General features: G+C 71.3%; 31 protein-coding genes and 1 tRNA gene. 7 read left to right on the top strand and 25 right to left on the bottom strand.

The annotated features are described in order from the left end of the window. Positions 1 to 33 precede the first annotated feature (33 nt). The 14 genes from hemA to VFN12_RS13360 all read right to left on the bottom strand — a co-directional run bounded on the left by hemA (position 34) and on the right by VFN12_RS13360 (position 12,718). Positions 34 to 1,308 (bottom strand): glutamyl-tRNA reductase, encoded by a 1,275-nt coding sequence (gene hemA, locus VFN12_RS13295; protein WP_325119192.1) that lies wholly within the window; start codon positions 1,306 to 1,308, stop codon positions 34 to 36. Positions 1,309 to 1,390: 82 nt separating this feature from the next. Next, on the bottom strand, positions 1,391 to 2,878 hold the full coding sequence (gene cls / locus VFN12_RS13300; protein WP_325119193.1) for a cardiolipin synthase: 1,488 nt from the start codon (positions 2,876 to 2,878) through the stop codon (positions 1,391 to 1,393). A gap of 9 nt (positions 2,879 to 2,887) precedes the next feature. Continuing rightward, a complete protein-coding gene (locus VFN12_RS13305) occupies positions 2,888 to 4,111 on the bottom strand; it encodes a DUF2252 domain-containing protein (RefSeq protein ID WP_325119194.1) in 1,224 nt (407 codons plus the stop codon). A gap of 185 nt (positions 4,112 to 4,296) precedes the next feature. Next, positions 4,297 to 4,671, bottom strand: coding sequence for an SHOCT domain-containing protein (locus VFN12_RS13310; protein WP_325119195.1), 375 nt, complete (start codon positions 4,669 to 4,671; stop codon positions 4,297 to 4,299). Between the two features lie 110 nt (positions 4,672 to 4,781). Beyond that, complete coding sequence (locus VFN12_RS13315; RefSeq protein ID WP_325119196.1) at positions 4,782 to 5,210, bottom strand: DUF7144 family membrane protein; 429 nt, start codon at positions 5,208 to 5,210, stop codon at positions 4,782 to 4,784. Between the two features lie 151 nt (positions 5,211 to 5,361). Continuing rightward, entirely contained in the window at positions 5,362 to 5,970 is a 609-nt protein-coding gene (locus VFN12_RS13320) for a hypothetical protein (RefSeq protein WP_325119197.1), read from the bottom strand. Between the two features lie 24 nt (positions 5,971 to 5,994). Further along, positions 5,995 to 7,041 (bottom strand): hypothetical protein, encoded by a 1,047-nt coding sequence (locus tag VFN12_RS13325; RefSeq protein ID WP_325119198.1) that lies wholly within the window; start codon positions 7,039 to 7,041, stop codon positions 5,995 to 5,997. 217 nt (positions 7,042 to 7,258) lie between these two features. Beyond that, positions 7,259 to 9,676, bottom strand: coding sequence for a penicillin acylase family protein (locus tag VFN12_RS13330; protein WP_325119200.1), 2,418 nt, complete (start codon positions 9,674 to 9,676; stop codon positions 7,259 to 7,261). A gap of 35 nt (positions 9,677 to 9,711) precedes the next feature. Then, positions 9,712 to 10,011 (bottom strand): co-chaperone GroES, encoded by a 300-nt coding sequence (locus VFN12_RS13335; RefSeq protein ID WP_325119234.1) that lies wholly within the window; start codon positions 10,009 to 10,011, stop codon positions 9,712 to 9,714. Positions 10,012 to 10,046: 35 nt separating this feature from the next. Further along, on the bottom strand, positions 10,047 to 10,292 hold the full coding sequence (locus VFN12_RS13340; RefSeq protein WP_325119201.1) for a DUF3618 domain-containing protein: 246 nt from the start codon (positions 10,290 to 10,292) through the stop codon (positions 10,047 to 10,049). Further along, positions 10,289 to 11,044, bottom strand: coding sequence for an ABC transporter ATP-binding protein (locus tag VFN12_RS13345; RefSeq protein ID WP_325119202.1), 756 nt, complete (start codon positions 11,042 to 11,044; stop codon positions 10,289 to 10,291). Before VFN12_RS13345 ends, VFN12_RS13340 begins: the two co-directional genes overlap by 4 nt. Continuing rightward, complete coding sequence (gene cbiQ, locus VFN12_RS13350; RefSeq protein WP_325119203.1) at positions 11,041 to 11,709, bottom strand: cobalt ECF transporter T component CbiQ; 669 nt, start codon at positions 11,707 to 11,709, stop codon at positions 11,041 to 11,043. The genes VFN12_RS13345 and cbiQ overlap by 4 nt, the downstream gene beginning before the upstream one ends. 2 nt (positions 11,710 to 11,711) lie before the next feature. Further along, complete coding sequence (locus VFN12_RS13355; RefSeq protein ID WP_325119204.1) at positions 11,712 to 12,032, bottom strand: PDGLE domain-containing protein; 321 nt, start codon at positions 12,030 to 12,032, stop codon at positions 11,712 to 11,714. Next, the gene (locus tag VFN12_RS13360) at positions 12,029 to 12,718 is read right to left on the bottom strand and encodes an energy-coupling factor ABC transporter permease (RefSeq protein WP_325119205.1); all 690 of its coding nucleotides are present in this window, start codon (positions 12,716 to 12,718) and stop codon (positions 12,029 to 12,031) included. The genes VFN12_RS13355 and VFN12_RS13360 overlap by 4 nt, the downstream gene beginning before the upstream one ends. Positions 12,719 to 12,839: 121 nt before the next feature. On the opposite strand from VFN12_RS13360, the gene bcp reads away from it, so the two are divergent. Both bcp and VFN12_RS13370 read left to right on the top strand, forming a co-directional pair. Further along, on the top strand, positions 12,840 to 13,328 hold the full coding sequence (gene bcp, locus VFN12_RS13365; RefSeq protein ID WP_325119206.1) for a thioredoxin-dependent thiol peroxidase: 489 nt from the start codon (positions 12,840 to 12,842) through the stop codon (positions 13,326 to 13,328). A gap of 207 nt (positions 13,329 to 13,535) precedes the next feature. Further along, positions 13,536 to 13,617 (top strand) — tRNA-Leu (locus VFN12_RS13370). Here VFN12_RS13370 and rdgB read toward each other — a convergent pair. The 4 genes from rdgB to VFN12_RS13390 all read right to left on the bottom strand — a co-directional run bounded on the left by rdgB (position 13,599) and on the right by VFN12_RS13390 (position 16,720). After that, a complete protein-coding gene (gene rdgB / locus VFN12_RS13375; RefSeq protein WP_325119207.1) occupies positions 13,599 to 14,222 on the bottom strand; it encodes an RdgB/HAM1 family non-canonical purine NTP pyrophosphatase in 624 nt (207 codons plus the stop codon). The genes VFN12_RS13370 and rdgB overlap by 19 nt on opposite strands. After that, positions 14,219 to 14,944: a ribonuclease PH gene (gene rph, locus VFN12_RS13380; protein WP_325119208.1), complete on the bottom strand. Its 726-nt coding sequence runs from the start codon at positions 14,942 to 14,944 to the stop codon at positions 14,219 to 14,221. Before rph ends, rdgB begins: the two co-directional genes overlap by 4 nt. A gap of 85 nt (positions 14,945 to 15,029) precedes the next feature. Continuing rightward, a complete protein-coding gene (locus tag VFN12_RS13385; protein ID WP_325119210.1) occupies positions 15,030 to 15,812 on the bottom strand; it encodes an ABC transporter permease in 783 nt (260 codons plus the stop codon). Continuing rightward, positions 15,809 to 16,720: an ABC transporter ATP-binding protein gene (locus tag VFN12_RS13390; RefSeq protein WP_325119211.1), complete on the bottom strand. Its 912-nt coding sequence runs from the start codon at positions 16,718 to 16,720 to the stop codon at positions 15,809 to 15,811. The genes VFN12_RS13385 and VFN12_RS13390 overlap by 4 nt, the downstream gene beginning before the upstream one ends. Positions 16,721 to 16,849: 129 nt before the next feature. Between VFN12_RS13390 and VFN12_RS13395 the strand changes: the two genes are divergently transcribed. From VFN12_RS13395 to VFN12_RS13405, 3 genes are all read left to right on the top strand, one after another. After that, complete coding sequence (locus VFN12_RS13395; RefSeq protein WP_325119212.1) at positions 16,850 to 18,016, top strand: sensor histidine kinase; 1,167 nt, start codon at positions 16,850 to 16,852, stop codon at positions 18,014 to 18,016. Further along, positions 18,013 to 18,678: a response regulator transcription factor gene (locus tag VFN12_RS13400; RefSeq protein ID WP_325119213.1), complete on the top strand. Its 666-nt coding sequence runs from the start codon at positions 18,013 to 18,015 to the stop codon at positions 18,676 to 18,678. Before VFN12_RS13395 ends, VFN12_RS13400 begins: the two co-directional genes overlap by 4 nt. Positions 18,679 to 18,814: 136 nt before the next feature. Beyond that, positions 18,815 to 19,489 carry a Type 1 glutamine amidotransferase-like domain-containing protein gene (locus VFN12_RS13405; RefSeq protein ID WP_325119214.1) on the top strand — a complete coding sequence of 225 codons (675 nt, stop codon included), beginning with the start codon at positions 18,815 to 18,817 and terminating at the stop codon, positions 19,487 to 19,489. A gap of 7 nt (positions 19,490 to 19,496) precedes the next feature. On the opposite strand, the gene VFN12_RS13410 is transcribed toward VFN12_RS13405, so the two are convergent. Both VFN12_RS13410 and murI read right to left on the bottom strand, forming a co-directional pair. Then, a complete protein-coding gene (locus tag VFN12_RS13410; protein ID WP_325119215.1) occupies positions 19,497 to 20,252 on the bottom strand; it encodes an MBL fold metallo-hydrolase in 756 nt (251 codons plus the stop codon). Continuing rightward, complete coding sequence (gene murI, locus VFN12_RS13415) at positions 20,249 to 21,061, bottom strand: glutamate racemase (RefSeq protein WP_414690048.1); 813 nt, start codon at positions 21,059 to 21,061, stop codon at positions 20,249 to 20,251. The genes VFN12_RS13410 and murI overlap by 4 nt, the downstream gene beginning before the upstream one ends. A 91-nt stretch (positions 21,062 to 21,152) precedes the next feature. Here murI and VFN12_RS13420 point away from each other — a divergent pair, with 91 nt between their 5' ends. After that, on the top strand, positions 21,153 to 22,184 hold the full coding sequence (locus tag VFN12_RS13420; RefSeq protein WP_325119216.1) for an alkaline phosphatase family protein: 1,032 nt from the start codon (positions 21,153 to 21,155) through the stop codon (positions 22,182 to 22,184). 18 nt (positions 22,185 to 22,202) lie between these two features. Here the strand turns inward: VFN12_RS13420 and VFN12_RS13425 are convergent, their stop codons facing one another. From VFN12_RS13425 to clpS, 5 genes are all read right to left on the bottom strand, one after another. Next, positions 22,203 to 23,153, bottom strand: a complete 951-nt coding sequence (locus tag VFN12_RS13425; RefSeq protein WP_325119217.1) for a PLP-dependent cysteine synthase family protein — start codon at positions 23,151 to 23,153, stop codon at positions 22,203 to 22,205. Between the two features lie 22 nt (positions 23,154 to 23,175). Continuing rightward, positions 23,176 to 23,460 (bottom strand): MoaD/ThiS family protein, encoded by a 285-nt coding sequence (locus VFN12_RS13430; protein WP_325119218.1) that lies wholly within the window; start codon positions 23,458 to 23,460, stop codon positions 23,176 to 23,178. Beyond that, the gene (locus tag VFN12_RS13435; protein ID WP_325119219.1) at positions 23,460 to 23,957 is read right to left on the bottom strand and encodes a M67 family metallopeptidase; all 498 of its coding nucleotides are present in this window, start codon (positions 23,955 to 23,957) and stop codon (positions 23,460 to 23,462) included. Before VFN12_RS13435 ends, VFN12_RS13430 begins: the two co-directional genes overlap by 1 nt. Positions 23,958 to 24,034: 77 nt before the next feature. Then, the gene (locus VFN12_RS13440) at positions 24,035 to 24,619 is read right to left on the bottom strand and encodes a DUF2017 domain-containing protein (RefSeq protein WP_325119220.1); all 585 of its coding nucleotides are present in this window, start codon (positions 24,617 to 24,619) and stop codon (positions 24,035 to 24,037) included. Then, complete coding sequence (gene clpS, locus VFN12_RS13445; protein ID WP_325119221.1) at positions 24,616 to 24,918, bottom strand: ATP-dependent Clp protease adapter ClpS; 303 nt, start codon at positions 24,916 to 24,918, stop codon at positions 24,616 to 24,618. Before clpS ends, VFN12_RS13440 begins: the two co-directional genes overlap by 4 nt. Before the next feature lie 32 nt (positions 24,919 to 24,950). On the opposite strand from clpS, the gene VFN12_RS13450 reads away from it, so the two are divergent. After that, on the top strand, positions 24,951 to 26,243 hold the full coding sequence (locus VFN12_RS13450; protein WP_325119222.1) for a nicotinate phosphoribosyltransferase: 1,293 nt from the start codon (positions 24,951 to 24,953) through the stop codon (positions 26,241 to 26,243). The last annotated feature ends 42 nt before the right edge of the window (positions 26,244 to 26,285 follow it).

Raw genomic sequence — 26,285 nt, forward strand, 5'->3', positions numbered from 1 at the left:
GCACCCCGTCGGCACCCCGTCGGCATCGCGTAGTCAGCTGCGCTGGGGAAGCAGCTCCGCCGCGTCCAGTCCGACCAGCTGGGGGGTGAGCGCGACATCCATGGCGCCGCAGATCGTGAGGAGTGCCGCGTCGTCCCCGGACGCCGCAGCGGCCCGCGCGGCCATGGTGACCGGGTGGGCCAGACGCCCGGCAACGGTGCGCGCCACCCGGGCCAGCTCCTCCGGCGAGCTGGTGGTGCGCGCCAGCTGGCACACCGCCTCGAGACACTGGTCCTCGATCCGTTGACGCATCGCTGCGATGAGCGGTCCGGCCCGGCGCGCCGCGAGGTGGTCACGGTGCCGCTGGACGGCGGCCCGTACCAGCGCATCGGCCCGGGTGATGCTCTCGGAGAGGTCGGGACCGGCCCCGGGGTGGTCCTGCATCCCACCCACGTCGACCAGTCGGACGCCGTCGATTCCGGCCACGGCGGGGTCGACGTTTCGCGGGACGGACAGGTCGACGAGCGTGAGGGGAACGGTGCGCTCGGACACGGCACGACGTACGCCCTCGATCGTCACCAGCGGCTCGCGAGCCGAGGTCGTGCAGATGACCACGTCCGTCGCGCACATCAGGCCGACCAGGTCCGCCAGGGGCCGCGAGTGGGCGGCGCCACCGAGCTGCTCCGCACGCCGCTCGTCCCGGGCCACGACGGTGGGTCGGCAGCCGAGGCCGCGCAGGTGGTTCACGGCCGCCAGCGCCATCCGGCCGGAACCCACGACGAGCACGGCCGCGCCGGGCACGGTCGCCTCGGTGAGTGCCACGTCGACCGCTCGGCAGGCGAGCGATCGTGCGTTCGATCCCAGTGCCGTCTCCTCGTGCACCTGGGACGCGACACGGACCGCCGCGGCGAAGAGCTCCCCGAGCCTGCCCCCGGCGGCACCGGCGGCGCACGCGTCCCGGAGCGCGCCGCGGACCTGGGAGCGGATCTCCGGTTCCCCGACGATGCGGGACTCCAGGCCGGAGGTGACCCGGAGGAGATGGGTGACGGCTGCCTGGCCCACCCGGACCTCCGCGGTGCGCCGCACCGTCCCGTAGGCAGAGCCGGCCTGCCCGGCCAGGACGTCGACGAGTCGATCAGGACGTGGGTGCGGGCCGACCGCATAGATCTCGGTGCGGCTGCAGGTGACCAGCAGGACGGCTTCGGAGAAGCCGGCCGCACGGACGGCGTCCAGCACGTCGGCACGGCGGTCCGCCGGAACCGAGACGCGCTCCAGCAGCGCCAGTGGCGCGGTGCGGTGGCTCAGCCCCACCATGGCGACGGTGTTCATAGTGTCCCCCACGAGTCCTGTTCGGGAGACCACACCAGAGGCTTGCAAAATGCCCGTCAAACCTCCCCGGGGGGAAGGCCCGTCACTGCAGGGCCGAGGTCAGCCGCATGACGTTGTCGGCATAGCGGGACCGCCAGGACCGTCGGGCCCACTCGTCGGCCGTGAGCTCGCGCGAGCGGGCACGGTAGACGTCCTCCACCTCACGCATGCGGCCCACCACGTCACCTCCCTGCAGCATCATCGAGACCTCGTAGTTCAGCCCGAACGAACGCAGGTCCATGTTGCTGGAGCCCAGCACGGCCACGTCGTCGTCGATCGAGAAGCACTTGGAGTGCAGCACGTACGGCGCCGGGTAGAGGTGGATCCGCACGCCCGCCTCGAGCAACGCTCCGTAGTACGAGCACTGGGCGTGGTAGACCATGAACTGGTCGCCCTCCTCGCTCACGAACAGCTCGACGTCGACCCCCCGGTGCGCCGCCGTCGTGACCGCGTAGAGGAGCGACTCGTCGGGGACGAAGTACGGGCTGGTGATGGAGATCCGGCGCCTGGCCGAGTAGAGCAGCGTGGTGAAGGCCCGCAGGTTGTTCTCCGTGGCGAAGCCGGGACCGCTCGGGATCACCTGACACGTCAGGTCGCCGCCGGGTGCGGCCGCGGGCAGGACGACCTCGTCCGTGAGCAGCTCGTCGGTCTCGCTGTACCAGTCGGTGGCGAACACGCTGTCGAGCGCCGCGACCGAGGGCCCGGTGACCCGGCAGGTCAGCTCGACCCACTCGCGCCCGAGCTGGTGGTTCTTGTCCTTGTTGTAGCCGGGTTCGATCAGGTTCTGCGAGCCCATGAACGCCACCTCCCCGTCGACGACGAGGATCTTGCGGTGGTTGCGCAGATCGGGTCTGCGCAGCTGGCCTCGCCGAAGCCCGACCGGGAGCATGGCGTGCCAGGCGATCCTGGTCTGGTCGAGGCGCGTGAGCATCTCCTTGTAACCCGGGATGCCCTTCGACCCGAGGTAGTCGAACAGGAGCCGGACCGTGACTCCGCGTTCCGTGGCGCGGACCATGGCCTCGAACAGGGGGCCGGTGACGGAGTCCCACGCGGTGATGTAGAACTCCGCGTGCACGAAGCGCTGTGCACCCTCCACGGCGGCCGTCATGGCCTCGATCGACTCGCGGTAGTCGGAGTGGAGCAGCACCTCGTTGCCGCGCGTGGCGGGGAGGGCTCCCAGATTGCGGTTGAGCGTCATCACCGACCCGACGTACGCCGGCCCGACCAGGCTGGTCGACTCCGGAACCGTCGACGTCCGGCGTCGGATCAGGTCGTTGACCTCGGCCTGCCGGGCGTGTCGACGACGCCCGATCTCGGTGCGGCCGAGGACGAGGAAGATGGCGAAGCCGAGGAAGGGGATGAGCAGGACCAGCAGCAGCCACGCCATCGCGGAGGACGGCTTGCGGTTGTGGGGGATGATCCCCAGGAGCGCGATCCGCAGCGCGAGGTCGATGGCGACGAGTACGCCTGCGAGGAGCACCGGGAGGGACTGGACAGCGTCCGACACGAGGCTGAGCGCCTGGGCGGTCATCCTGTGGCCTCAGCCCGCGTCACGTGTCGCCGCCACGAAGCGATCGTGGTCCCGCTCGGTCTGGTCCGCGTACGTGGCCGCGAAGTCCCCCATGGCCTCGTCGAAGGCGCTGCCGCTGCCCAGGTAGGCCGCGATGGCGATCCGGTCACCGGAGCGGGCATGACCTCGGGCCAGCGTCCATCCGCACAGCTGCCCGTAGATCGCCATGGTCGCGGGGTCCTGCCGGGCCAGGTCGACGGAGACCTTCCAGTCCCACAGCTGGCGGACGTAGAAGTCCCGGTTCACCCCATCGAGGGCGGGCCCCCGGGTCCACCCGAGGAACACGTCCGAGCTGGCCTGCAGCAGGTGCTGCCCCGCGACCACCCGCTCGCCGTGGTGCTCCAGCAGGCTGCGGCCGGCGTAGGGCGCGAGGACCGACTCCGAGGCCTCCTTGAGCTGCAGCATCAGCGGCTCGTCGTCGACCCCGAGCATCAGCACCGCCCAGGCTCGCGTCCCGACGCTGCCGACGCCGACGACCTTGCGTGCCGCGTCGGCGTACCGGAACTGCTCGAGGAGATGTCTCCGCGATCGGGGCAGGCTCTCCCGGTAGCTCCGCAGCGCCTGGCGGACCACCTCCTCCAGCACCAGCGAGGCCTGCCCTTCGAGGAGCTCGGAGACGGGCACCAGGACCGGAGGGTCGCTGAGGAACCGGCGCCCACCCTCGCCCACCCCGGTCAGCTTCGAGGCCGCCCGGGCGCTGTCCTTGCGCATGGCCTTCTCGACCAGACGGTCCAGTGCGTCCAGGGCCTCGGACCCGGCGGAGGAGCCCCAGCGGGCCCGGAGGTAGGCGGGCGTCATCCGGGTGTACCACACGTCGAGCGTCCCGGTGGACGCGAATTCACGCATCGCCATCCGGTAGGCGCGAGACGTGGCCATCACGATCCTGCGGCGCCGCTGGTCGCCGTACCCCCGGTCCCGGCCGGCGATCTCCACGCTCGCCACGAGCCGCTTGACGTCCCACTCCCACGGTCCCGGCAGGGTCTCGTCGAAGTCGTTGAGGTCGAAGACCAGGGTGCGGTCGGGCGAGGCATAGCCGCCGAAGTTCGACAGGTGGGCATCCCCGCAGAGCTGGACCCGGATCCCGGAGACCGGTGTCGTCGCCAGGTCGGACGCCATGACCGCCGCACTGCCCCGGAAGAACGCGAACGGCGACTCGGACATCCGCTGGTTGCGCAGCGGGAGCAGCTCCTGCACCCGCGCCGCCGCCTGGTCGGACAGGATCCGGACCGGGTCGGGCCGATCGGTGGCGGGACTCCACTCGCCGTGGGCCCGCCGGGGCGCGGCCGAGCGGGCCTTGCGGCCCCGCTCGGCGCGCGCAGACCGGTGGATCTGCTCGTCCGAGCCGTACGGCCACCCGGCCGCCGGCGCTCGGGCCCCGCTCAGGCGAGGGCCTTCGCCTTGAGCTGCTCGAACTCACCCGGCGTGATCGCACCCCGATCCAGCATGGCGTGCGCCTTCTCGATCTGTTCGGCCGGGGACGAGCCCGCCACCTCGCGGATGTACTCGTCCTGCTGCCGCTTGACGTCGGCGGCCTGGCGGACCGAGCGCTCCTGCATGCTCTTGCCGCGCGCGATGAGGTAGATGATCGCCGTGACGAACGGCAAGAAGATCAACGCGATGATCCACAGGGCCTTCATGCCCCCCGAGGTGTCCGGGTCGCGGAAGATGTCGGCGATGATCGAGAACATCACCATCAGGTACGCGATGAACATAAAGCTGACGAAGCAGAACCACAGGACTTCCCAGAACGACATTTGTCAGGCCTCTCTTTTCGACATGGTCCAGTCTCGGCAGCCGCGTCGGCGTGCCGCCTCACCTGTTACGGATGAGGTGGGGCGAAACGCCTGCGCACCCGGCGAAGGCCTCAGCGGCGAGCCTTCACTTCCGAGCCGTGCACGGTCAGCGCGAGGATCAGGACGACGTCGAGCGCGATCATCATGAGCGACCAGACCGGATAGGCGGCGAGGAAAGCCACGTTGACGACAGCGCTCAGCATCGCGGCGGCCACACCCACGGCACGCGCCCACACCTGTCCGCCGAAGACGCCGAGGCCCGCAGCCACGAGGACGGCCCCACCGATGAGGTGCACCCAGCCCCACGCGGTGTAGTCGAGCGAGACCAGCAGCCCGGTCGACGTGACGAGGTAGTACTCGTCGTTGAACAGCGCCACCAGGCCCTGGATCGCGTGGAACGTGCCGAGCAGCATCATCATCACGCCGGCGAACCCGATCCACCCCACCCATCCCGAGTAGCCGTCGGACGCCTTGGGCACAGCCCCTGCACTCTGAGTCATGACAAACCTCCTGGACGAGATCAGTGGGTATCGAGCCTGCTCGCCCTGAGTGCCTGCCGCCTCACCTTAAATGGATGATGGTGTGCCACAGCCTCGTCCGGGCGCGCCGGTGCGCGGTGCGTGGCACCGCGCCCGGCTCACCTCGCCCGGCTCACCTCGCCCGGAACGACTTCCTCGGCGAGAACCCGCTCTCGCTCGCCCCGGAACCCGACCGCACCTGGAACGAGTAGGTCTTGCCACGGGCCACCGCCACGGGGCCGCCCTTGCCGAAGACCAGGCTCTTGGCGCGCGTGTTGGTGCGCCAGGCCTTCCAGGGGCCGCTGCCGACGCGGTACTTCACGTCGAAGCTGTTGCCGGTGTTGGTCCCCGCCGCAGCCCACCTGACGGTGAACGGGAGGCCTGCCGGCGCGCTCAGCACCTGAGGCGGCACGCTCACCGTCCCTCGCATACCCCGGTTGCCGTGCTCCTCGCAGTGGTAGGCGAAGGTCCCGGCCGAGAAGGTGCGAGTGAAGTTCAGGCCCGGCCCCGGGACGCCGGAGTCGAAGAGCCCGGCGTTCTGGCGGACGCTGTGGTCGCCGGTTCCGCTAGCCGCCCAGTGGACGCTGTCGCCCGGGGCGGCCAGCAGCCGTTCCGGGGTGAACGTCCGGTTGTCGTTCGCGCTGACCTGCCGGGTCGCTGCCGACACCGGTGTCGAGGCGAGGAGCCCCGCGGCGACAACTGCCGCCGCGAGGCTCCCACCCAGCTTGACGCTGATTCTCATGTCCGTCCCTCCCTGGGCCGTCGCTCAGCGAAGGTTCCGCGTGGCGACCAGGCCCGGACCACCGATGGCCCTCGGTGCGCCCGTCAGGGTGTGCAGGCTGCCGACCCGGAACCGGCCGTCCAGCGCCCTGAGCTGACGCGCCCGGAAGGAGACGGTCCAGCCGTTTCCGTTGAGCGTCGCCCGCTTCTCGACGATGCGCTTGGGCTCGCCGCGGTCGGAGTCGACCAGCCGAACCATGACGCGCTGGGCGTCGAAGGTGCGACCGCTGACGGTGAATCCGCGCGCCCGGTTGGCCGGGGTGATCGCGTCGGGCGCCACGTTCGAGACCTGCCACTTGGCCGACGGGCTGTTGGTGCAGCCGATCGCCGGACCGGGGGTGTCCCCGAGGCCGTCGTAGAGCATGGACTCCTGGGGCAGCGGTGCCACGTGGCCGAAGCCGGTGGCGTGACCGTCGCGGAGCAGGGCTCGCCGGAGCTCACGCTGGTTGAACGGGTTCTGGTCGTCGTTGCGCGACGGCCGGAACGGCGACGGGTAGCGCTGCCACAGCTGACCGGGCTTCGCGCCGGGCCGACGCTCCACCTTCACGCGGTTCCCCTCGAAGCGGACCGAGTTGTTGGTCGCGGCGCGGAACTCGGCGGAGTCGATCGCCGCAGGCCGGATCGCGCGACCGTTGGCGCGGTAGGCGTTGAACGGGACCACGATGTCGCCGTTCCTCAGCTCCTTGGGCCGGCCGGTGAAGCCGATGTTGTCCACGATCACGGCGTCGGTGAAACCGGCCCCACTCACGCTGATGCGGTCACCGGGCCGGATGTCCGGCGTGTGGCCCACCCAGCAGTCGCCGTCCACCGCGGGGCCTTCGGGGCCGTGGTTGACCTCGAGGCCTAGCCCCTCGGGCGTGTCGACGGTGGGCCCGGTGCTCGAGCCGATCAGCACGCCGTTGCGGCGCACCTCAACGGTCAAGGTCTCGGCGGCATGCCCGAACGTCGCGACGAAGTCGATGTTGTGGAAGACCGTGATGTTGTGACCGGCGGCCATGTCCACGACGGTGCCCTCGGCGGGGACCGTACTCATTGCCGTAGGGACGAGCGAGGCGACCCCGGCCGCCACCGCCGTCTTGATCCATCGTCCGCGACTGGCACGCCCAGTCGACCTTTCCTGCTGTGCTCCGTGCACGAGTCCCACCTCCAGATAAGTGGTCCGGTCGGCGACCGGCCGGACTAACTGGGATGTTCCGGATCAGGTGTCACGGATGCGTGAAATGGGTGTTCCCGCCTCCGAGGAGCGAGCTTCAGGGTGAGGTCACCAGATATTCCGAGACCGTCTGCTCCACGATCTCCTCGTCCGTCCACGGAAAGTGCACCCACTCGCCCCTGCCGAAGATCCGGGTCTGGTCCTCGGACCACGGTGAGGTCGGGTCCTCGGACTGGCCGTAGGTCAGGATCGTGCGGGCGTCCAGACCACCGCCGGCGAGGAACGAGATGGCCTGGATGTGGGACGAGCCGTAGGTGATGGGCCGGTAGCGGTCGGTGTTGTCCTCCGGCCAACGCGAGGCGAGGGCGTTGGCATTGCCGACGGAGTCACCGGTGCCACCGCCCAGCGCGATCGGCGACGCCCCCCGGTCACCGGCGACCTGGAGGGAGCCCCAGGTCGCGTCGAAGGGGATGCCCCGCTGACGCAACGAGTCGATGGCGTCGGCCATGGCCTGCCTGACCAGCGGGTTGAGGATGTTGAGGTCTCGCGGCGTGGTGAGCGGCTCGGCGGGGTCGAACGGCGTCCGCCACACCCCCTGGTCGGGCAGCCTGGCCACGAACTCCTCGAAGATGTGGGTGCCGCGGGAGCTGCGCTCGGAGCGGCCGTCCCAGTCGTGCAGGACCTGGCAGGCCCGCTCCTCCCCGGTGGACTCGCACAGCGTGTCGAGATCGCCGTTGGCGCGCATCACCTCGGCCGCCATCAACCGGTTCTCGTGCTCGTGGCCGCGGAGGGTGGCCGGCGACTCCAGCTGGTGAGGGGCGAGCCCGTCGCCGCCCGCCAGCCGGTCCTGGATGTAGCGGTAGACCATCCGGGTGCGCATGGTCCGCTCGCACCGCTCGCACCCGATGATGTGGTCGTAGCCCTCCAGACGTTCGTCGGGGTGGGGCAGCCAGTAGGAGTCGTTGGCGTTGGCGAGCCAGTCGCGCCGGATGGCGTAGGGCAGGTTGCCCGGACCGAAGACACCGGAACGGGAGGCATCCTCGTCGGTCCCCCACCTGCAGCCGGACGAGGCGCGGGTGCCGTCGAGTCCGGGAAGACCGGCCAGACCGTCGAGGATCCGTCCGGTGGGGGTCATGCACTGGTCGGCCATCTCGTCGGTGACGTGCGGGACCACCGAGTGGTCGGCGTACAGGGCGTCGCCGTTGCGGTCGGCGGCGGTGGTGTTGACCCACGGCATGCCTGCGGCCTCGTCCTGGCGGGCCAGCAGGTCGCGCACGTCGGTGGCCTTGCCCATCTGCAGGAAGGTGTCGACCGTGCGCAGGTGCTCGGCGTTGGCGTCGCGGATCGCCCACACGCTCGCCACCGACCACGGCATCAGCAGGGCCGGGGCGTCGATCACGTAGCCCTCGGGCGTGCGGTAGAGGTCCTCCTTCACCTTGGCCAGAGAGCCGTCGTCACGGCGCACCGTCACGGTCACCTCGCGGCGCTGCAGCTCCTGCGGCCCGCTGTCGGTGAGGTAGGTCGTCGGGCCGGCGAGGCGGTACTCGTAGGGCGTGAACCGGTAGGCGGTCGAGACGGTGTGGCTCCACGCCACGTCCTTGTTCCAGCCGATGTTGACCACCGGCGAGCCGATCAGGGACGCACCGGCGACGTCGTACTCCCCGGGAATGGTCAGGTGCTGCTGGGTGAACCGGTAGCGGCCGCGCCACGGGAAGTGGGGGTTGCCCAGGAGCATGCCCTTGCCGGTGGTCGTCGCGTCGCCGCCCACGGCGGTCGCGTTCGACCCGAACGGTGCGGAGGGGTCCCGGCCCAGCCCGGTCAGCAGCGCGTCCCGGTCGACCGCGGCCGCAGTGGGGTTGGGGATCCCCGGGTCGTCGGGCGAGGGCGGGTCGGCGTCGACGATCTCCTTGACGAACACCCCGCTGGAGGCCAGCAGGTTGGCCAGGTAGACGCCGTACCAGAGGTCGATGGGGCGGGCGTCCTGCCGGAGGTACCCGGCGCCACGGCACTCGGGGTCGCCGACGCCGCTGGGGCCGACCCGGTCGAGGTAGCGGTTGACGCCGGCGACGTAGCCGCGGACCATCTGTCGCGCCTCCGGTCCGGGGCCGCGGTCCTCGTCGGCCAGCAGCTTTTCGACCACCCGCCGGTTGTGGAGGTCCTGGACGAAGGCGTCGACCTGGAGGTTGGACGCCTCCAGCGTCACCTGGTCGTTGTAGCGGGCCTCGGGGCCGAACCAGCGCGACCGCTGCGCCCGGCCGGTGACCAGGGTGTCGGCGAGGGTGCAGATCGAGGTCTCGGCCGCGGCGTACCCGCTGCCGAAGCCCAGGTCGCCGAAGCTGTCCGCGGTGACGTGCGGGATGCCGTGGGCGGTGCGGGTGATCGTGGCGGAGTAACCGGTCGCCGGAGCACCCGCGGCAGCCTGCTGGGCGCTGGCACCCGGCGTCGCGGTGGCGACCGCAGACAGGGGCACGAGGGTCGCGCAGGCGAGCAGGGCGGTCAGGCGGTTCCGGGGCATGTGCACTCAACGGGCGTACCCGGCCCCGGGTTATGTCAGAGGTAGAGCCCGGTCGACTCGTCGCCGAGCCGGTCGGCGGCCACGGCATGCACGTCGCGCTCCCGCATCACGACGTAGGTCTCTCCGGCGACCTCGACCTCGGCCTTGTCCTCGGGATCGAACAGGACGCGGTCTCCGGCCTCGACGGCCCGCGCGTGCGGTCCCACGGCGACCACCCGGGACCAGGCGAGACGACGCGCCCCCATGGCCGCGGTGGCCGGGATCACGATGCCGCCACTGGACTTGCGCTCCCCCGCGTCGTCGTCGACCTCGACCATGACGCGGTCGTGCAGCATCTTGATCGGGGTCTTGGGGGCAGGCACTGCGGTGCTCAGCGAACGACCTTGCGGACCACCACGAACAGGGCGACGCACCCTGCCACGAGGCCGGCCGCCTTGAGGATGTTGTCGGTGCGCGGGGCGCCGGTGCGGAAGTCGACGAAGTGCGCCTTCACGCTGGTGACCTCGCGGCTCGCGATCGTCTTGGGGTGGGATCGGTGCAGGAGCTGGTCGATGGTGTGCGCCAGGCGCTCCCGGGTCTCTTCGATCTCCTGCTCGAGGGACGTCTGGTTGGTCACGCGGGAAGGTTACCAACGAGGCGCGGGTCGAACCCGAAGGGCAGCTCCAGGCGGTGGGCACGCATCAGCTCGTCGTCGGTGAGGACGTCGTACGTCGATCCGTCGGCCACGACGATCCCGTCTCCGAGCACGACCGACCGGGGGCAGAGCTCGAGGGCGTAGGGAAGGTCGTGGGTCACCATCAACAGCGTCACGTCGAGGGACCGGAGGATCTCGGCGAGCTCGCGACGGGAGGCGGGGTCGAGATTGGACGACGGCTCGTCGAGGACCAGGATCTCGGGCTCCATCGCGAGCACCGTGGCCACCGCGACCCGTCGCCGCTGCCCGAACGAGAGGTGGTGGGGTGGCCGGTCGACGAAGTCGGCCATGCCGACCTTGTCGAGCGACTCCATGACCCGGCGCTCGAGTGCGGCGCCCTTGAGGCCGAGGTTGGCGGGGCCGAAGGCGACGTCCTGCCGGACCGTGCCGAGGAACAGCTGGTCGTCGGGATCCTGGAAGACGATGCCGACCCGGCGCCGGATCTCCGGGAGGTTCTCCCGGGCGACCGGGAGGCCGCTGACGGCGACCGAGCCGGCGCCGGCGGTGAGGATGCCGTTGAGGTGGAGCACCAGCGTGGTCTTGCCGGCTCCGTTGGGGCCGAGCAGGGCGACGTTCTCGCCCCGGTGCACGTGGAGGTCGACGCCGTAGAGCGCCTGGTGGCCGTCGGGGTAGGCGTAGGCGAGCCCGCGGACGTCGAGGACGGGCGTGCTCATCGCGGCAGCGTCCCGGTGTAGCCGCGCGACAGCATGGCGAGGTGGACCCGCTCCCCACGCTCGTAGGAGCGGATGAACAGGGCGCCCAGCGACCGCGCGAGGACCGGCCAGTGGCGCGGTGACCGGGGGTCGTAGCCGCGCGAGCGCATCGCGGTGAGCATCCGCCCCATCTCGCCGGTGACCACGTCGAGGTAACGGATCATGAAGCCCATGATCTGCACCAGCGGGTCGGGCACCCGCAGCCGCTGCAGGCCGCGGAGCAGGTCGTCGGGCTCGGTGGTGGCGGCCAGGGTCAGGGCAGCGAGGACGCCGAGGGTCCCCTTCATCAGCAGGCCGGCTGCAGCCACGAGCCCGGGTTCGGAGACGTTCAGGCCGAGCAGCTCGGCGCGCGGGCCGGTGGCGACGAACGGCAGCAGCAGCGCGAACACCACGAACGGCACCTCGACCACCATCCGCCGGCCCAGGTAGGCCGGGGGCACCCGCGAGAAACCCACGATGGTCAGCAGCACGGCCGCCCAGCCGGCGAAGACGGCGTACCGGTCGCTGGGGGTGGCCACCACGGCCAGCATGAAGAGCACCAGGCCCACCAGCTTGAGGTGAGCCGGAGCCCGGTGGACGACGCTGTGGCCGTGGTAGTGGAGCTTGTGCCCGTGTCCGGCGCCCATCCTCAGCCCTCGCTCTCGCCGGGCTCGCGCGCGTCGTCGCGGCGACGCAGGGTCCGGAACAGGCCGAACCCGAGGAGGAGGACCAGCGCACACCCGACCACGCCGGCCAGCCCGCCACCGACCCGGGCGTCGCCCACTCCCCTGGTGGAGTAGCCGGCGAACGGCCCGTCGGCGGCCGGGGACCGGTCGGCCCGGTCGAGGAAGCCGAGCTGCGACGCGACGTGCTCGAGCCCGTCGGCGTGGCCGCTGGCGTAGTAGCTGCCCACTCCGGCGATGAGCAGCGCCACGGCCAGCCCGGTCAGGAAGAACGTGCGGTTGTTCATGCGCCGGCGGCCTGCCTGATCTCCAGCCGGCGGGTGGCCAGCGCGTCGCGGGCGCCGTGGACGAGGTCGGGCCGTACGGCGACCACGCTCGCGACCACCAGCCCGGTGATCGCGGCCTCGCCGAGGCCGATCACGAGGTGCCACGAGAGCATCGCGGCCAGCACGGCGTCGAGCGGGACCGGTGCGGTACCGCCGACGGCGTAGATGCCGGTGAAGGCGAGCGCCGCGGCCGGGACGCTGGCGAAGGCGCCGATCGCGGCGGCGGGTGCCACCGACGTCGTACGGCGCGGCAGCACGGCTCGCATCCCGCGGAAGACCAGCCAGCCGACGACCACGGCGACCAGCGCCATCAGGGTGACGTTGGTCCCGAGCGCGGTGATGCCGCCGTCGGCCATCAGGAGCGCCTGGACCAGGAGGACGACCGTGATGGCGAGGACCGCCGTCCACGGTCCGGCCAGGACCGCGGCCAGGGTGCCGCCGAGCAGATGGCCGCTCGTTCCGGCGCCGACGGGGAAGTTCATCATCTGGCCGGCGAAGACGAACGTGGCGACCAGACCGGCCATCGGCGCGGTCCGGTCGTCGAGCTCCCGCCTCGCCCCACGCAGCGCCAGCCCCACCCCCGCCACCGCGACCGCACCCGTGGCGAGCGAGGTGGTGGCGTCGATGAAACCGTCGGGCACGTGCATGCGGGCTCCTGTCGGGCCGGTAGATTTCGAGACGGTCGCCGAGCGACCTCCTCAACGCAGGAACTGAACGACCAGTGTCAGACCCAGCCTACGTGTGTGCACATTACAGTCAAGGAGCGAGATGAGCACTGCCCGATCGGAGAGCGACCGTCTCACCCGGGGCGACGTCGCGCCCGACTTCACCCTTGACAACGACGCCGGCGAGCAGGTGACGCTGAGCGGCCTGCGCGGGCGCAAGGTGATCGTGTACTTCTATCCGGCCGCGATGACGCCGGGGTGCACCAAGCAGGCGTGCGACTTCACCGACTCGCTCGAGTCGCTGCGTGGTGCCGGCTACGAGGTGCTCGGCGTCTCGCCGGACAAGCCCGCGAAGCTGGCCAGGTTCCGCGACCGCGACGACCTCACGATCACCCTGCTCTCCGACCCGGACCGGACCGCGATGAAGGCCTACGGCGCCTTCGGCGAGAAGAAGCTCTACGGCAAGGTCGTCGAGGGGGTCATCCGGTCCACCTTCGTCGTGGACGAGGAGGGGCGCATCGAGCTCGCGCAGTACAACGTGAGGGCCACCGGCCACGTGGCCAAGCTGCGCCGGGACCTCGGTCTCGACTAGGTCACTCCTCCGGTGGTTGAGCAGCGGTGGTTGAACCTCCGGTGGTTGAGCAGCGAGCGTCAGCGAGCGTCGTCGAAACCCCGGAACGCAGGCAGGGCGGCGAGCACGGTGGTCACCGCCCTGCGCAGTCCGGGGGTTTCGACGACGGTCGGCGCTGGGGCGCCTCCCTGCTCACCCACCGGGCCGCGACCCTAGACTTTCGCGACGGTCGGAGTGGTGGAACTGGCAGACACGCGGCACTTAGGATGCCGTGCCTTCGGGCGTGGGGGTTCAAGTCCCCCCTCCGGCACCGAGCGCAGCGGCGACTGCCGGGGCGATCTCGCGCAGTGCTCTCCCGCGGTGCGAGATCCGGTCCTTCTCGGCCGCGGTCAGCTCGGCCGACGTGACGTCGGCGTCGGCGTGCTCGTCGGCCACGAACAGGACGTCGTACCCGAAGCCCCCGCTCCCCCGCAGCTCCCGGATCACCCGGCCGTGCATCTCGCCGTGCACGACGATCTCCGCACCCGCGGGGTGGCAGAAGGCGACCGCGCAGGCGAAGTGGGCGCCCCGACGGGCGTCGGGTACGTCGGCGAGCTGGGCCAGCAGCAGCTCGTTGTTGCGGTGGTCGTCCTTGGGCGGGCCGGACCAGCGCGCGGACAGCACGCCGGGCATCCCGTTCAGGGCGTCGACGCACAGGCCGCTGTCGTCCGCGAGCGTGGGGAGGCCGGTGGCGGCCATTCCGGCGCGGGCCTTGTGCAGCGCGTTGCCCTCGAAGGTGGGCTGGTCCTCGACCGGCTCGTCGTACGCCGGCACGTCGTCGAGGCCGACCACCTCGATGCCGGGCGCGTGCTCGCGAAGGATCCGCTGCATCTCCCCCAGCTTCTTGGCGTTGCGCGACGCGAGGAACACCCTCATGGCGAGGAGAGAGCCTCGCCCTGCAGCCGGGTCAGGTCGGCGCAGCCCTTCTCGGCGAGGGCGAGCAGCGCGTCGAGCTCGGAGCGGTCGAAGGCCACACCCTCGGCGGTGCCCTGCACCTCCACGAACTTGCCCTCGCCGGTCATCACGACGTTCATGTCGGTCTCGGCCCGGACGTCCTCCTCGTAGGGCAGGTCAAGACGTGGGACCCCGTCGATGATGCCGACGCTGACCGCGGCCACCGAGCCGGTCAGCGGCTCGCCGGTCAGCGCACCGGCACCACGGAGGTGGGCGACCGCGTCGGCCAGGGCGACGTAGGCCCCGGTGATGGCCGCCGTGCGGGTGCCGCCGTCGGCCTGGAGTACGTCGCAGTCGAGCACGATCGTGTTCTCCCCCAGCGCCCGGTAGTCGATGACCGCCCGCAGGGACCGGCCGATCAGGCGGGAGATCTCGTGGGTGCGGCCGCCGATCCGGCCCTTGACCGACTCCCGGTCGGACCGGGTGTTGGTCGACGCCGGGAGCATGGCGTACTCGGCGGTGACCCAGCCGAGGCCGGAGCCCTTCCGCCAGCGCGGCACGCCTTCGGAGGCCGAGGCTGCGCAGAGCACCCGGGTGCCGCCGAACTCGACCAGCACCGACCCGGCGGCGTGGTCGAGCCAGTGTCGGGTGAGCTTGACGGGGCGGAGGTCGTCGTCGGCCCGGCCGTCGGCGCGTGTCGTCATGGCGCCGACCCTAGGGCACCGGCGGGCGCCCTGAGGGCCCGGCCTTCCCCCGTGGAGACCGGACCCGCAGCGCGTCGGGGCGGTGCTACTTCACCTCGGCGCGGGTCACCCTCACCAGCCCGGCCAGGAACGGCAGCAGGATCCAGATCGCCGAGGCAGTCGCCAGCTGCGCCCACTGCTCGCCCGTCACGTCGACACCGCTGAACAGGGGCTGCTGGGCGGTGTTGAAGTCGACCCAGGCGGCGATGTCGCGGAAACCTGCCCAGATCTGGGCCACGATCGAGACCGCGAGCGGCAGCACGAAGTAGGACACGATCGCCGCCGCCGAGTTCAGGAAGATGAGGCCGAACGCCAGGCCCTGCATGATCCCGCCGATCTGGAGGATGCCGAACTTCGCGAAGTCGTCGGCGCCGATGTCGTCCCACGCTCCGGGCTCGCCGGCGAGGACGGTGGCGAGCGCGGCGATCCCCACCGCGAGCACGATCGCGACCAGGCCGAACAGCAGCGCGGCGACCACCTTGGCCGCGATCACCCGCTGCCTCGACGGCTCGAGCGTGAACGTCGTCAGGGTCGTGCGCTGGCCCCACTCGCTGGTGACGAGGAGGATGCCGAGCACCGGGAGCACGAAACCCTGGGGCGAGGCGGTCGTGAGCATGAAGTTCAGGAAGGTGCGCTGGCCGTCGTCAGCGGCGAAGAAGAAGATCGTGACCACCGCGACGGTGATCAGACCGACGGCACCGAGCAGCCACATCCCCGCCCGGGTGTCACTCATCTTGCGCACCTCGACCCCGATGAGGCGCCGGAACGGCACCGCGCTGGTGGCGGAGAGGTCAAGGGTCGGAACGGCGGTGGTGGTCACGGCGCTCATGCCGGTCCTCCTGGGGTGATGTCGTCGCGTTGGGTGTCCGAGGTGAGTTCGAGGAAGAGCTCCTCCAGGCCGCCGTGGGCGGGCCGGAGCTCGATGAGCACGATGCCCTTCTCGGCGGCGATCCGGCCGACCTCGACCGGCTCGGCCTCGACGGCGAGGCCTTCTCCCGCGGGGGTCCAGGTCACGTCGTTGGCAGTGAGGGCCTCCTCCAACCGGGAGCTGTCGAGCGCCATCACGTGGGTGCTCGTGCCCCGCTCGGCCAGTAACGCCTTCTTGTCGCCCTGGGCCACGATCCGTCCGCGCCCGATCAGGATCATCTCGTCGGCGATCAGCTCGACCTCGTTGAGGAGGTGGCTGGAGAGGAGCACGGTCCCGCCGCGCTCGGCATACGCCTTGAGCAGGCCTCGCATCCACCGGATGCCGGCGGGGTCGAGCCCGTTCGCCGGCTCGTCGAGGATCAGCACCGAGGGGTCGCCGAGCAGCGCGTGGGCGATGCCGAGGCGCTGCCGCATGCCGAGCGAGTAGTTCCGGACCCGGCGCTTCGCCTCGGCCGGGGTCAACGAGACCTGCTCGAGCATCTCTCCGACCCGCGAGTCCGGCAGTCCCATGGTCCGGGCACCGATCGTCAGCACCTCGCGTCCGGTGCGGCCGTCGTGCTGCGCGGACGCGTCGAGCAGGACGCCGACGTGGCGGCCCGGGTTGGGGATGTCCCGGAAGTGGTGACCGCCGATGGTGACCTCGCCGCGGCTGGCCGGGGTGAGCCCCGCCATGATCCGCATCGTGGTGGTCTTGCCGGCGCCGTTGGGTCCCAGGAAGCCGGTGACCCGGCCGGGCTGGCAGGTGAAGCTGATGTCGTCGAGCGCCAGGAAGCTGCCGTACGACTTGGAGAGTCCGTCGACCTTGATCATGGACTCATCCTGCTCCGGGCCGGAGCGCGTCGCATCAGACTTCGGAATGTTCGGGCACCTACCGGAGTAGGGCCCTGGACGAGACCCGAGCCTCCTGTCCGCGGCTCCCGCCCGTCCTAGCCTTGGACCGTGGACAAGCCGCCGCCCGAGGCCTTCCAGCCGCAGATCACCGGCTGGGGGCACGTCTGGCGGATCATGCTGATGGTCGCGATCAGCGCCATCGCCTGGGGCACCGTCGCGGCCCGACAGCTGCAGGACCACCCGGCGCTCTTCTGGCTGGACATCGCACTCGCCGTGCCCGCCTACGTGCTCGTCTTCTTCCGGCGGCGGTGGCCGATGCCGGTCGCCGTCGTGCTCGCGCTGCTGAGCTCGCTCTCCGGGCTGGCGGCCGGCCCCGCGACCCTGGCCGCCGCATCGGTGGCCACCCGCCGCCACTGGCGCCAGGTCGCGCTGGTCGGCGTCGTCAGTCTCGTGTGTGCCCAGGTCTTCGCGGCGGTCGAGCCGACCGGCAACCCGCAGGATCCGTACCTGCTGGTGCTGGTGATCAACCTGACCTTCCTGGCCTCGGTCCTCGGCTGGGGCATGTACGTCGGGTCCCGCCGCGAGCTGGTGTGGACCCTGCGTCAGCGGGCCGAGCGTGCCGAGGCGGAGCAGGAGCTGCGGGTCGCCCGGGCGCGGAGCAACGAGCGGGCCCGCATCGCACGGGAGATGCACGACGTGCTCGCCCACCGGATCTCCCAGATCTCGATGCACGCGGGGGCCCTGGCCTTCCGTGACGACCTCACGGCCGAGGAGATGCGCAGCAGCGTCCAGGTGATCCAGGAGAAGGCACACGAGGCGCTCACCGACCTCCGTGGTGTGCTGGGCGTGCTCCGTGACGAGGCCGGAGAGCCGCTCGACGCTCCCCAGCCGACGTACGACGACCTCCCCCGACTCGTGGACGACGCCCGCGGCAGCGGGCTGGACCTCGAGTACGTCGACCTCCTCGACGGTGGCTCCGACCACGTGCCCGACGCCGTCGGCCGGACGCTGTACCGCATCGTGCAGGAGGGGATCACCAACGCCCGCAAGCACGCGCCGGGCGCCCGGCTCAGCATCCGGGTCAGCGGCTCACCGGGCGACGGGATCGACATCCTCCTGCGCAACCCGGTGGGCTTCGGACCCACGGCGACCCCGGGTTCCGGGCTGGGACTGGTCGGCCTCGCCGAGCGGGCGCAGCTGCGGGGTGGACGGATCGAGACCAGCCGCGACGGGTCGACGTTCGTCCTGCACGGCTGGATACCGTGGGCCGCATGAGCACCCCGGACGCGACCCGCGTCCTGCTGGTCGACGACGACCCGCTCGTCCGCTCGGCCCTGTCGCTCATGCTGGGTGGCCAGGCCGACCTGGAGGTCGTCGGCGAAGCAGGCGACGGCCGCGAAGGCGTGGCGCTGGCGCGGTCGCTGCGGCCCGACGTCATCCTGATGGACATCCGCATGCCGATCCGCAACGGCCTGGACGCGACCCGCGACCTCCACTCCGGCCCCGAACCGCCCCGGATCATCATCCTCACCACCTTCGACGCGGACGAGCACGTCTTCAGCGCCCTCGAAGCCGGAGCCGACGGGTTCCTGCTGAAGGACACGCCACCGGCCGAGATCGTCGACGCGATCCGCCGGGTGGCCGGCGGCGACCCGATGCTCTCCCCGTCGGTCACCCGCACCCTGATCCAGCGCGTCCGCGCCGACGGCGCCGGCCACAGGTCCGCGGCGGCCGAAGGGCGACTGGCGAGGCTGACGGCGCGAGAGCGCGAGGTCGCCCTTGCCGTGGCCCGCGGTCTGAGCAACACCGAGATCAGCGGGGAGCTCTACCTCTCGGTGCCCACCGTCAAGGCCCACGTCTCGCGCCTGTACGACAAGCTCGAGGTCACCAACCGGGTCCAGATCGCGATCCTCGTGCACGACGCCGGCCTCGCCTGAGCAGCCACACGCCCCTCCCGCGTCGGTGCGGGAGGAGGTGCGGGAAACTTGCGCCGTCAGCAGCGATGGGTTCGGCGGTCGGCGCGGGTCAGTAGGTCGACCACACTCATCGCAAACCCCGAAGCCGGGAGGCATCGTGCGACTTCTGCTCACGTCCGCGGGCGTCAGGAACGCCAGCATCCACCGGGCGCTGGTCGACCTCCTGGGCAAGCCGATCGCCGAGTCGAGTGCGCTGTGCATCCCCACCGCGTCGTACGCGCACCCCATGGTCGGTCCCGGGGAGGGGCCGTGGAGGTTCATCAGCGGGAGGTCCGAGGGTCCGATGGTCGACCTGGGCTGGAAGTCCGTCGGCGTCCTGGAGCTCACTGCGCTGCCCAGCATCGACGACGACCTCTGGGTCCCCCTGGTCCGGGAGACCGACGTCCTGCTGGTGGGCGGCGGCGATGCTCTCTACCTGTGCCACTGGATGCGCGAGTCCGGGCTGGCAGACCTGATTCCCACCCTGGGCGGGACCGTCTGGGTGGGCCTGAGCGCCGGCAGCATGGTGCTGACCCCGCGGATCGGGGAGGACTTCGTCCAGTGGCGGCCACCGACCGGTGACGACAGCACACTCGGTGTCGTGGACTTCTCGATCTTCCCGCACCTGGCACCGGACGGCATGCCGGGCAACTCGATGGCCGAGGCGGAGGGATGGGCGGCCGGTATCTCCGAACCGGGGTACGCCATGGACGACGAGACGGCCATCAAGGTGGTCGACGGCACCGTCGAGGTCGTGTCGGAGGGGCAGTGGAGGCACTTCGCCTCCTCCTAGCTCCGGCTCAGATCTCGAAGACGGCGCCGGCGGTCGCGAGCTCGATCTCGCCGTCGTACGTCGTCCGTGCCTCGGCCAGAGCCTCCTGCGGGTCGCCCCACGGGGGGACGTGGGTGAGCACGAGCCGCCGGGCCCCGCCGCGCGCCGCGGACTCGCCGCCCTCGGCGCCGGTCAGGTGCAGCTTGGCGGGGTTGACGACCCGGGAGCTGAACGACGCCTCCGCCAGCATCAGGTCGGCGTCGCTGGCGACGGCGTCGAGGCCCGCGCAGGGGCCGGTGTCGCCGGAGTACCCCAGCGTGCGTCCCTCCGCCGTCACGCGGAGGCCGAACGCCGGCACCGGGTGCTCGACCTCGATCGGCTCGACCAGGAACGGCCCGAGCCCGACCTTGCCGTCGTAGACCCGGAAGTCGAACTCCTCGTGCATGCCCGGCTGGGGCGGGAGGTCGTAGGCGCGCGCCAGGCGGTCGGCCGTGCCGACCGGCCCCCACACCGGGATCCGCGGCTGGTGGCCGTCGGGGTGGAAGCGCCGCAGGACGTAGTAGCCGGCCATGTCGAGGCAGTGGTCGGCGTGGAGGTGGCTGAGGAACACCGCGTCGACCGCGAGCGGGTCGACGTAGCGGTGCAGCGCCCCGAGCGCACCGTTGCCCAGGTCGAGCAGGACCCGCCAGGTGCGTCCGTCGTGGTCGGCCTCGAGGAGGTAGCAGCTGGCGGGCGAGTCCGGGCCGGGGTAGGAGCCCGAGCAGCCGACCACCGTCATCCTCATGCGAGCCCGCCTGCGAACTGGGAGGCGGAGACCAGCTCCGGGCCGAGGAAGCGCTGACCGAGGGCCTCGAAGTCGCCCGGGGTGCCGGTGGTCAGGAAGTGGTGCTCCGGCTCGCCGTCGGGACGCATCAGGCCGGTCGTCGACAGCACCCGGTACAGGCTCTTGGCGCACTCCTCGGCGCTGCTGATCAGGGTGACGTCTTCTCCCATGACCATGGAGATGACGCCGGTCAGCAGCGGGTAGTGGGTGCAGCCGAGGATCAGGGTGTCGACCCGGGCCTCTCGCAGCGGTTCGAGGTAGTCACGGGCGACCGCGTGCAGCTCCGCTCCCCCGGTGACCCCGCGCTCGACGAACTCGACGAACCGGGGGCAGACGCGGGTCATCAGCTCCACGTGGGGCGCGGCGGCGAACGCGTCGTCGTAGGCCATCGACTCGGCCGTGGCGTGGGTGCAGATGACCCCGATCCGGCCGGTGTGGCTGGCCGCGACCGCGCGTCTGGTGGCCGGGTAGATCACTTCGGCGACCGGCACGTCGTAGCGCTCGCGGGCGTCGCGCAGCACCGCGGCGCTGGCCGAGTTGCAGGCGATGACCAGAGCCTTGACCCCGCGCTCGACCAGGTGGTCGAGGCATTCCAGGGCGTACTCGCGCACCTCGCCGATCGGCTTGGGGCCGTAGGGCTGGCGGGCGGTGTCGCCGACGTAGACGATCGACTCGTGCGGCAGCTGGTCGATGACCGATCGGGCCACGGTGAGACCACCGAAGCCCGAGTCGAAGATGCCGATGGGAGCATCGGCCGAGATTGCCGGCACGACACGCAAGGCTAGGTCGTCGGGCACCCGCGTGCACATCGACGCCGTCGATTGACACGAGACGGTCATCACGTCTTGTTAGCCTCGGACCATGGCCCGAAGCACCCGTACGGCGTGCGCCCTCGCGACGCTCGCACTCACGGTGTCCGGAGGTGCCGCGTCCTCCTCACCCGAGACGACCACCACCGCCGCGCGGGCGGCCTCGGTCGGAGGGCCTCCGGTCACCCGCGTCCTCGCGGTGTCGATCGACGGGCTGCGCCCCTCGGTCATCAACCAGCTCGGGCGCGCCGGCACGCCCACCCTGCACCGCCTGATCCGCCAGGGCGCCTCGACCCTCAACGCCCGCACCGAGCGGGAGATGACCGTCACCCTCCCCAACCACACCGGCATGGTGACCGGGCGCCCGATCGTGGCGTCCCGCGGGGGCCACGGTGTGACCTGGAACGACGACCGCCGCCAGCCCCCGACGGTGCAGAGCGCCGCCGGTCACGACGTGTCGTCGGTCTTCCGCGTGGTGCACCGCGCGGACCGCAGCACCGCCCTGTTCGCCAGCAAGACGAAGTTCTCCCTGTTCGAGCGCTCGTGGGACGCGGCGATCAACAAGATGCGCATCCGCCTCGACAACGCCGCGCTGACCCGGGCGACGCGCCGTGACCTGCTCGCGCACAACCGCGGATTCACCTTCCTCCACCTCTCCGCCCCCGACAGCGCGGGACACACCCACGGCTGGCGGTCCCGCGCCTACCTCCGCGCGGTCCGCGCCACCGACCGGCGGCTGGGGCAGATCGTGCAGACGATCAACGAGCACGGCAGGCTCCGCAACCACCTGGTCCTGATGGTCACCGCCGACCACGGCGGAACGGGCAGGGACCACGGCGACGCGACGCGACTGGTCAACTACCGGATCCCGTTCCTGGTGTGGGGTCCGACCGTCGCGCGGGGGACCGACCTCTACGGCCTCAACCCCGACTACGCGAACCCGGGCCGGCGACGGACGAGCTACTCCGACACCCGCCAGCCGGTCCGCAACGGCGACGTGGCCAACGTCGCTCTCGACCTGCTCGGCCTGGGCCCGGTCAGGGGCAGCGAACACGACCGGGCCCAGGACCTCGACTGGAACTGACCCGGGCCGGGTGGCCCGTCACGCCCAGAGCTGGCCCTCCAGCCGCTCCTCGGCCTCGTCGATCGTGCCCTCGTAGGCACCGGTGGACAGGTACTTCCAGCCGCCGTCGGCGACCACGAACGCGATCTCGGCGGACTCCCCGGCGCGGACCGCCTTCGCCGCCTGGGCGAGCGCGGCGTGCAGGATCGCGCCGGTCGAGATGCCGGCGAAGATGCCCTCGATGTCCAGCAGCTCGCGGACGCGGCGTACGGCGTCGCGGGGGCCCACCGAGAAGCGGGAGTCGATCAGCGACTCGTCGTAGAGCTCCGGCACGAAGCCCTCGTCGAGGTTGCGCAGGCCGTAGACCAGCTCGCCGTAACGGGGCTCGGCGGCGACGATCCGCACGTCCGGCCGGGCCTCGCGGAAGAAGCGGGAGACCCCCATCAGGGTGCCGGTCGTGCCCAGCCCGGCGACGAAGTGGGTGATGCCGGGGAGGTCGGCGAGCAGCTCCGGCCCGGTGCCCTCCTGGTGGGCGAGCGCGTTGGCCTCGTTGCCGTACTGGTAGAGCATCACCCAGTCGGGGTGCTCGGCGGCGATGCCCTTGGCCACCCGGACGGCCTCGTTGGAGCCGCCGGCCGCCGGGGAGGACACGATCTCGGCGCCCCACATGCCCAGCAGCTGCCGGCGCTCGGCAGAGGTGTTCTCGGGCATCACGCACACCAGCCGGTAGCCCTTGAGCCGCGCGGCCATGGCGAGGGAGATGCCGGTGTTGCCCGACGTCGGCTCGAGGATCGTGCAGCCGGGACGCAGCAGGCCGTCCTTCTCCGCCTGCTCGATCATCTTCAGCGCCGGGCGGTCCTTGATCGAGCCGGTGGGGTTGCGGTCCTCGAGCTTGGCCCACAGCCGTACGTCGGCGCTGGGCGAGAGACCGGGCAGTCCGACCAGCGGCGTACCGCCGACGGCCGCCAGCAGGTTGTCGAAGCGGCTCATCGAGTGCCCGGGGCGAGCCCGTTCACCCGCCGGCCACGGCCGGCAGGACGACGACCTGGTCACCGTCGGCGAGCTCGGCCTCGAGCCCGCCGATGAACCGGACGTCCTCGTCGTTGACGTAGACGTTCACGAAGCGGCGCAGGTCGGTCCCCGAGTCGGAGTCCTCGACGAGGCGCTCCTTGATCCCGGGGTGGCTGGCCTCGAGGTCGTCGATGAGCGCGCTCAGGCTCGACCCGTCTGCGGTCACGGCCTTCTCACCACCGGTGTAGGTGCGCAGGATGGTCGGGATGCGGACCTCGATGGCCATCAGGTTCTCCTCGCTGACTCTGGGACGGGCTCTGGGTCGGGCTCTGGATCGGACTGGGGGTCGGGCTGGGGGTCTCGGGCGGGGACGACGGCGACCTCCTCCTCGGTCACCTCGCCGTCCTGGATCCTGTAGGACCTGAACTCCACCGGGCCGTCGTTATTCCCGTGCTCGCGGGTGGAGACCAGCACGTAGTGGGCGTTGGGCTCGCTGGCCAGCCCGATGTCGGTGCGGCTCGGGTAGGCCTCGGTGGCGGTGTGGGAGTGGTAGATCACGACCGGCTCCTCGTCCCGCGCGTCCATGTCCTTGTAGAGCGCGAGCAGCTCGAGGGAGTCGAACTCGTAGAAGGTGGGGCTGCCGGCCGCGTTGACCATCTCCACCATCCGCTCCGGACGGTCGCTGCCGGCCGGGCCGGCCACCACGCCACACGCCTCGTCGGGGTGGTCGCGCTTGGCGTGCGCCACGATGGCGTCGTACGTCTCCTGGTCGATGCTCAGCACGCACTCCAGACTAAGCCGCGTCTCAGGTGGTGGAACGCGCGGCTTGCCCCTCGGACACAACTCCGGAGGTTGCGCGGTCAGTCCGACATCGCGTGGACGAGGGTCTCCTGGAGATAGCCGACCCACTCGTAGATGTCGTGCGCCTGTGAGCGGGGATCGTCGTCCGGCAGTGCGTACCACAGCTCCTCGTCGCCCTCCTCGACCCCGAGCCTGGTCGCCAGGGCCAGGCGGAGGTCGGTGAAGGACCGCAGCCAGGTCTCCGCGGCCGGCGGTTCGAGCTCGACGTCGATCATCAACCCGTCCTCCTCGAGCTCCGGCGGCAGGCCGGCCTCCTCGAGCGCGTCGATGATCGCGCAGGCGCCGGCCGCCTTGCCGTCGCGCAGCCCGCCCTCGGTGAACCGGCGGAACTCCGCCGCGGCTTCCTCGTCTCGCGGGTAGGCCGTCGGGAACAGCCGCGCCAGAACGGGGTCCTCCGGCTCCGAGGTGGGTCCGGAGAAGTCCATCATCGCCTCGAGCGGATCCGCCCCCTCGCGGGGCACGGCGGCCTCGTTGCGCAGCAGCTCCACGAGCTGGGAGGCCAGCGAGCGCAGCAGGTCGGCCTCGAACCCGGTGAAGGTGGCGATGACCCGGCCGCTCCGCCGATGGCGGGCGAATCCGTTCATTGCTTCTCCATGGTGGCCCAGAGGCCGTACTCGTGCATGGCCTGGACGTCGCGCTCCATCTCCTCGCGGGAGCCGGAGCTGACCGCCGACTTGCCCTCCCGGTGGACCTCGAGCATCAGCTTCTCGGCCTTCGCCTTGTCGTAGCCGAAGTACTTCTGGAAGACGAACGCGACGTACGACATCAGGTTGACCGGGTCGTTCCACACGATCGTCACCCAGGGCTTGGCCACGAGGGTGACCTCGTCGGGAGTGACGGTCGGCTCGACCTCGACCGGACTGGTGGCGCTCACGAATCCCATCGTGGCACACGGGAGGCCCCTAATCTGGGGCGGTGAACAGCCTCGGCGGCGGGTCGACCGCGCTCCTCACCGACCACTACGAGCTGACCATGCTCCAGGCGTCCCTCGCCAGCGGCACCGCCCACCGCCGCTCGGTCTTCGAGCTGTTCCCGCGGCGGCTCCCCGAGGGCCGGCGGTACGGCGTCGTGGGCGGGGTCGGTCGTGCACTCGAGGCGATCGAGCGGTTCCGGTTCGACGAGGACGCCCTGGCGATGCTGGCCGACGTCGTGAACCAGGAGACCCTCGACTGGCTGCGTGACTACCGGTTCAGCGGATCGGTCTGGGGCTACGCCGAGGGCGACATGTACTTCCCGTACTCACCCCTGGCGGTCGTCGAGGCGACGTTCGCCGAGGCGGTCCTGCTCGAGACGCTGCTGCTGTCGATCTACAACCACGACTCGGCCGTGGCGTCGGCCGCCTCCAGGATGACCCTGGCCGCGGGCGACCGGCCGTGCATCGAGATGGGCTCGCGGCGCACCCACGAGGTGGCCGCCGTGGCGAGCGCCCGGGCGGCGTACGTCGCGGGGTTCCGGGCCTCCTCCAACCTCGCGGCGCGGCATCTCTACGGCGTGCCGTCGACGGGAACGAGCGCCCACAGCTTCACCCTCGTCCACGACACCGAGGAGGGCGCCTTCCGGGCCCAGGTGAACTCGCTGGGCGCCGGCACGACCCTCCTCGTCGACACGTTCGACGTGGCCGAAGCCGTGCGGGTCGCCGTCGAGGTCGCCGGTCCCGAGCTCGGCGCCGTACGACTCGACTCCGGCGACCTCGGCGCGATCGCGCGCCAGGTGCGGTCCCAGCTCGACGCGCTGGGGGCCACGGACACCAGGATCGTCGTGACCAGCGACCTCGACGAGTTCGCGATCTCGGCGCTGGCCGTGGCCCCGGTCGACAGCTACGGCGTCGGCACCGAGCTGGTCACCGGCAGCGGGCACCCCACGTGCGGGTTCGTCTACAAGCTGGTGGCCCGCGCGGACGACGACGGCAGGCTGGTGTCGGTCGCCAAGAAGAGCCTGGACAAGACCTCCCTCGGCGGGCGCAAGTGGGCCCTGCGCCGTCTCGACGACGGCGTGGCTCAGGCCGAGGTCGTCGGCATCGGAACACCCCCGGAGGACGACGGCGACGACCGTCCGCTGCTGGTCGAGCTCGTCCGGGACGGGCGGGTCGTGGGCGCGGAGCCGCTGGTCGCCGCGCGTGAGCGGCACGCACGGGCCCGCGCCGAGCTCCCGCCCGAGGCCGAGCAGATGTCGAAGGGCGAGCCGGTGATCGAGACCGTGCACGTCTGACACGCGCCCGTGCCGCGGGCTGACCGAGGCCCGTCGGAACTA

Origin of the sequence: Nocardioides sp., assembly GCF_035703625.1 — a bacterium.
Classification (GTDB): Bacteria; Actinomycetota; Actinomycetes; order Propionibacteriales; family Nocardioidaceae; genus Nocardioides.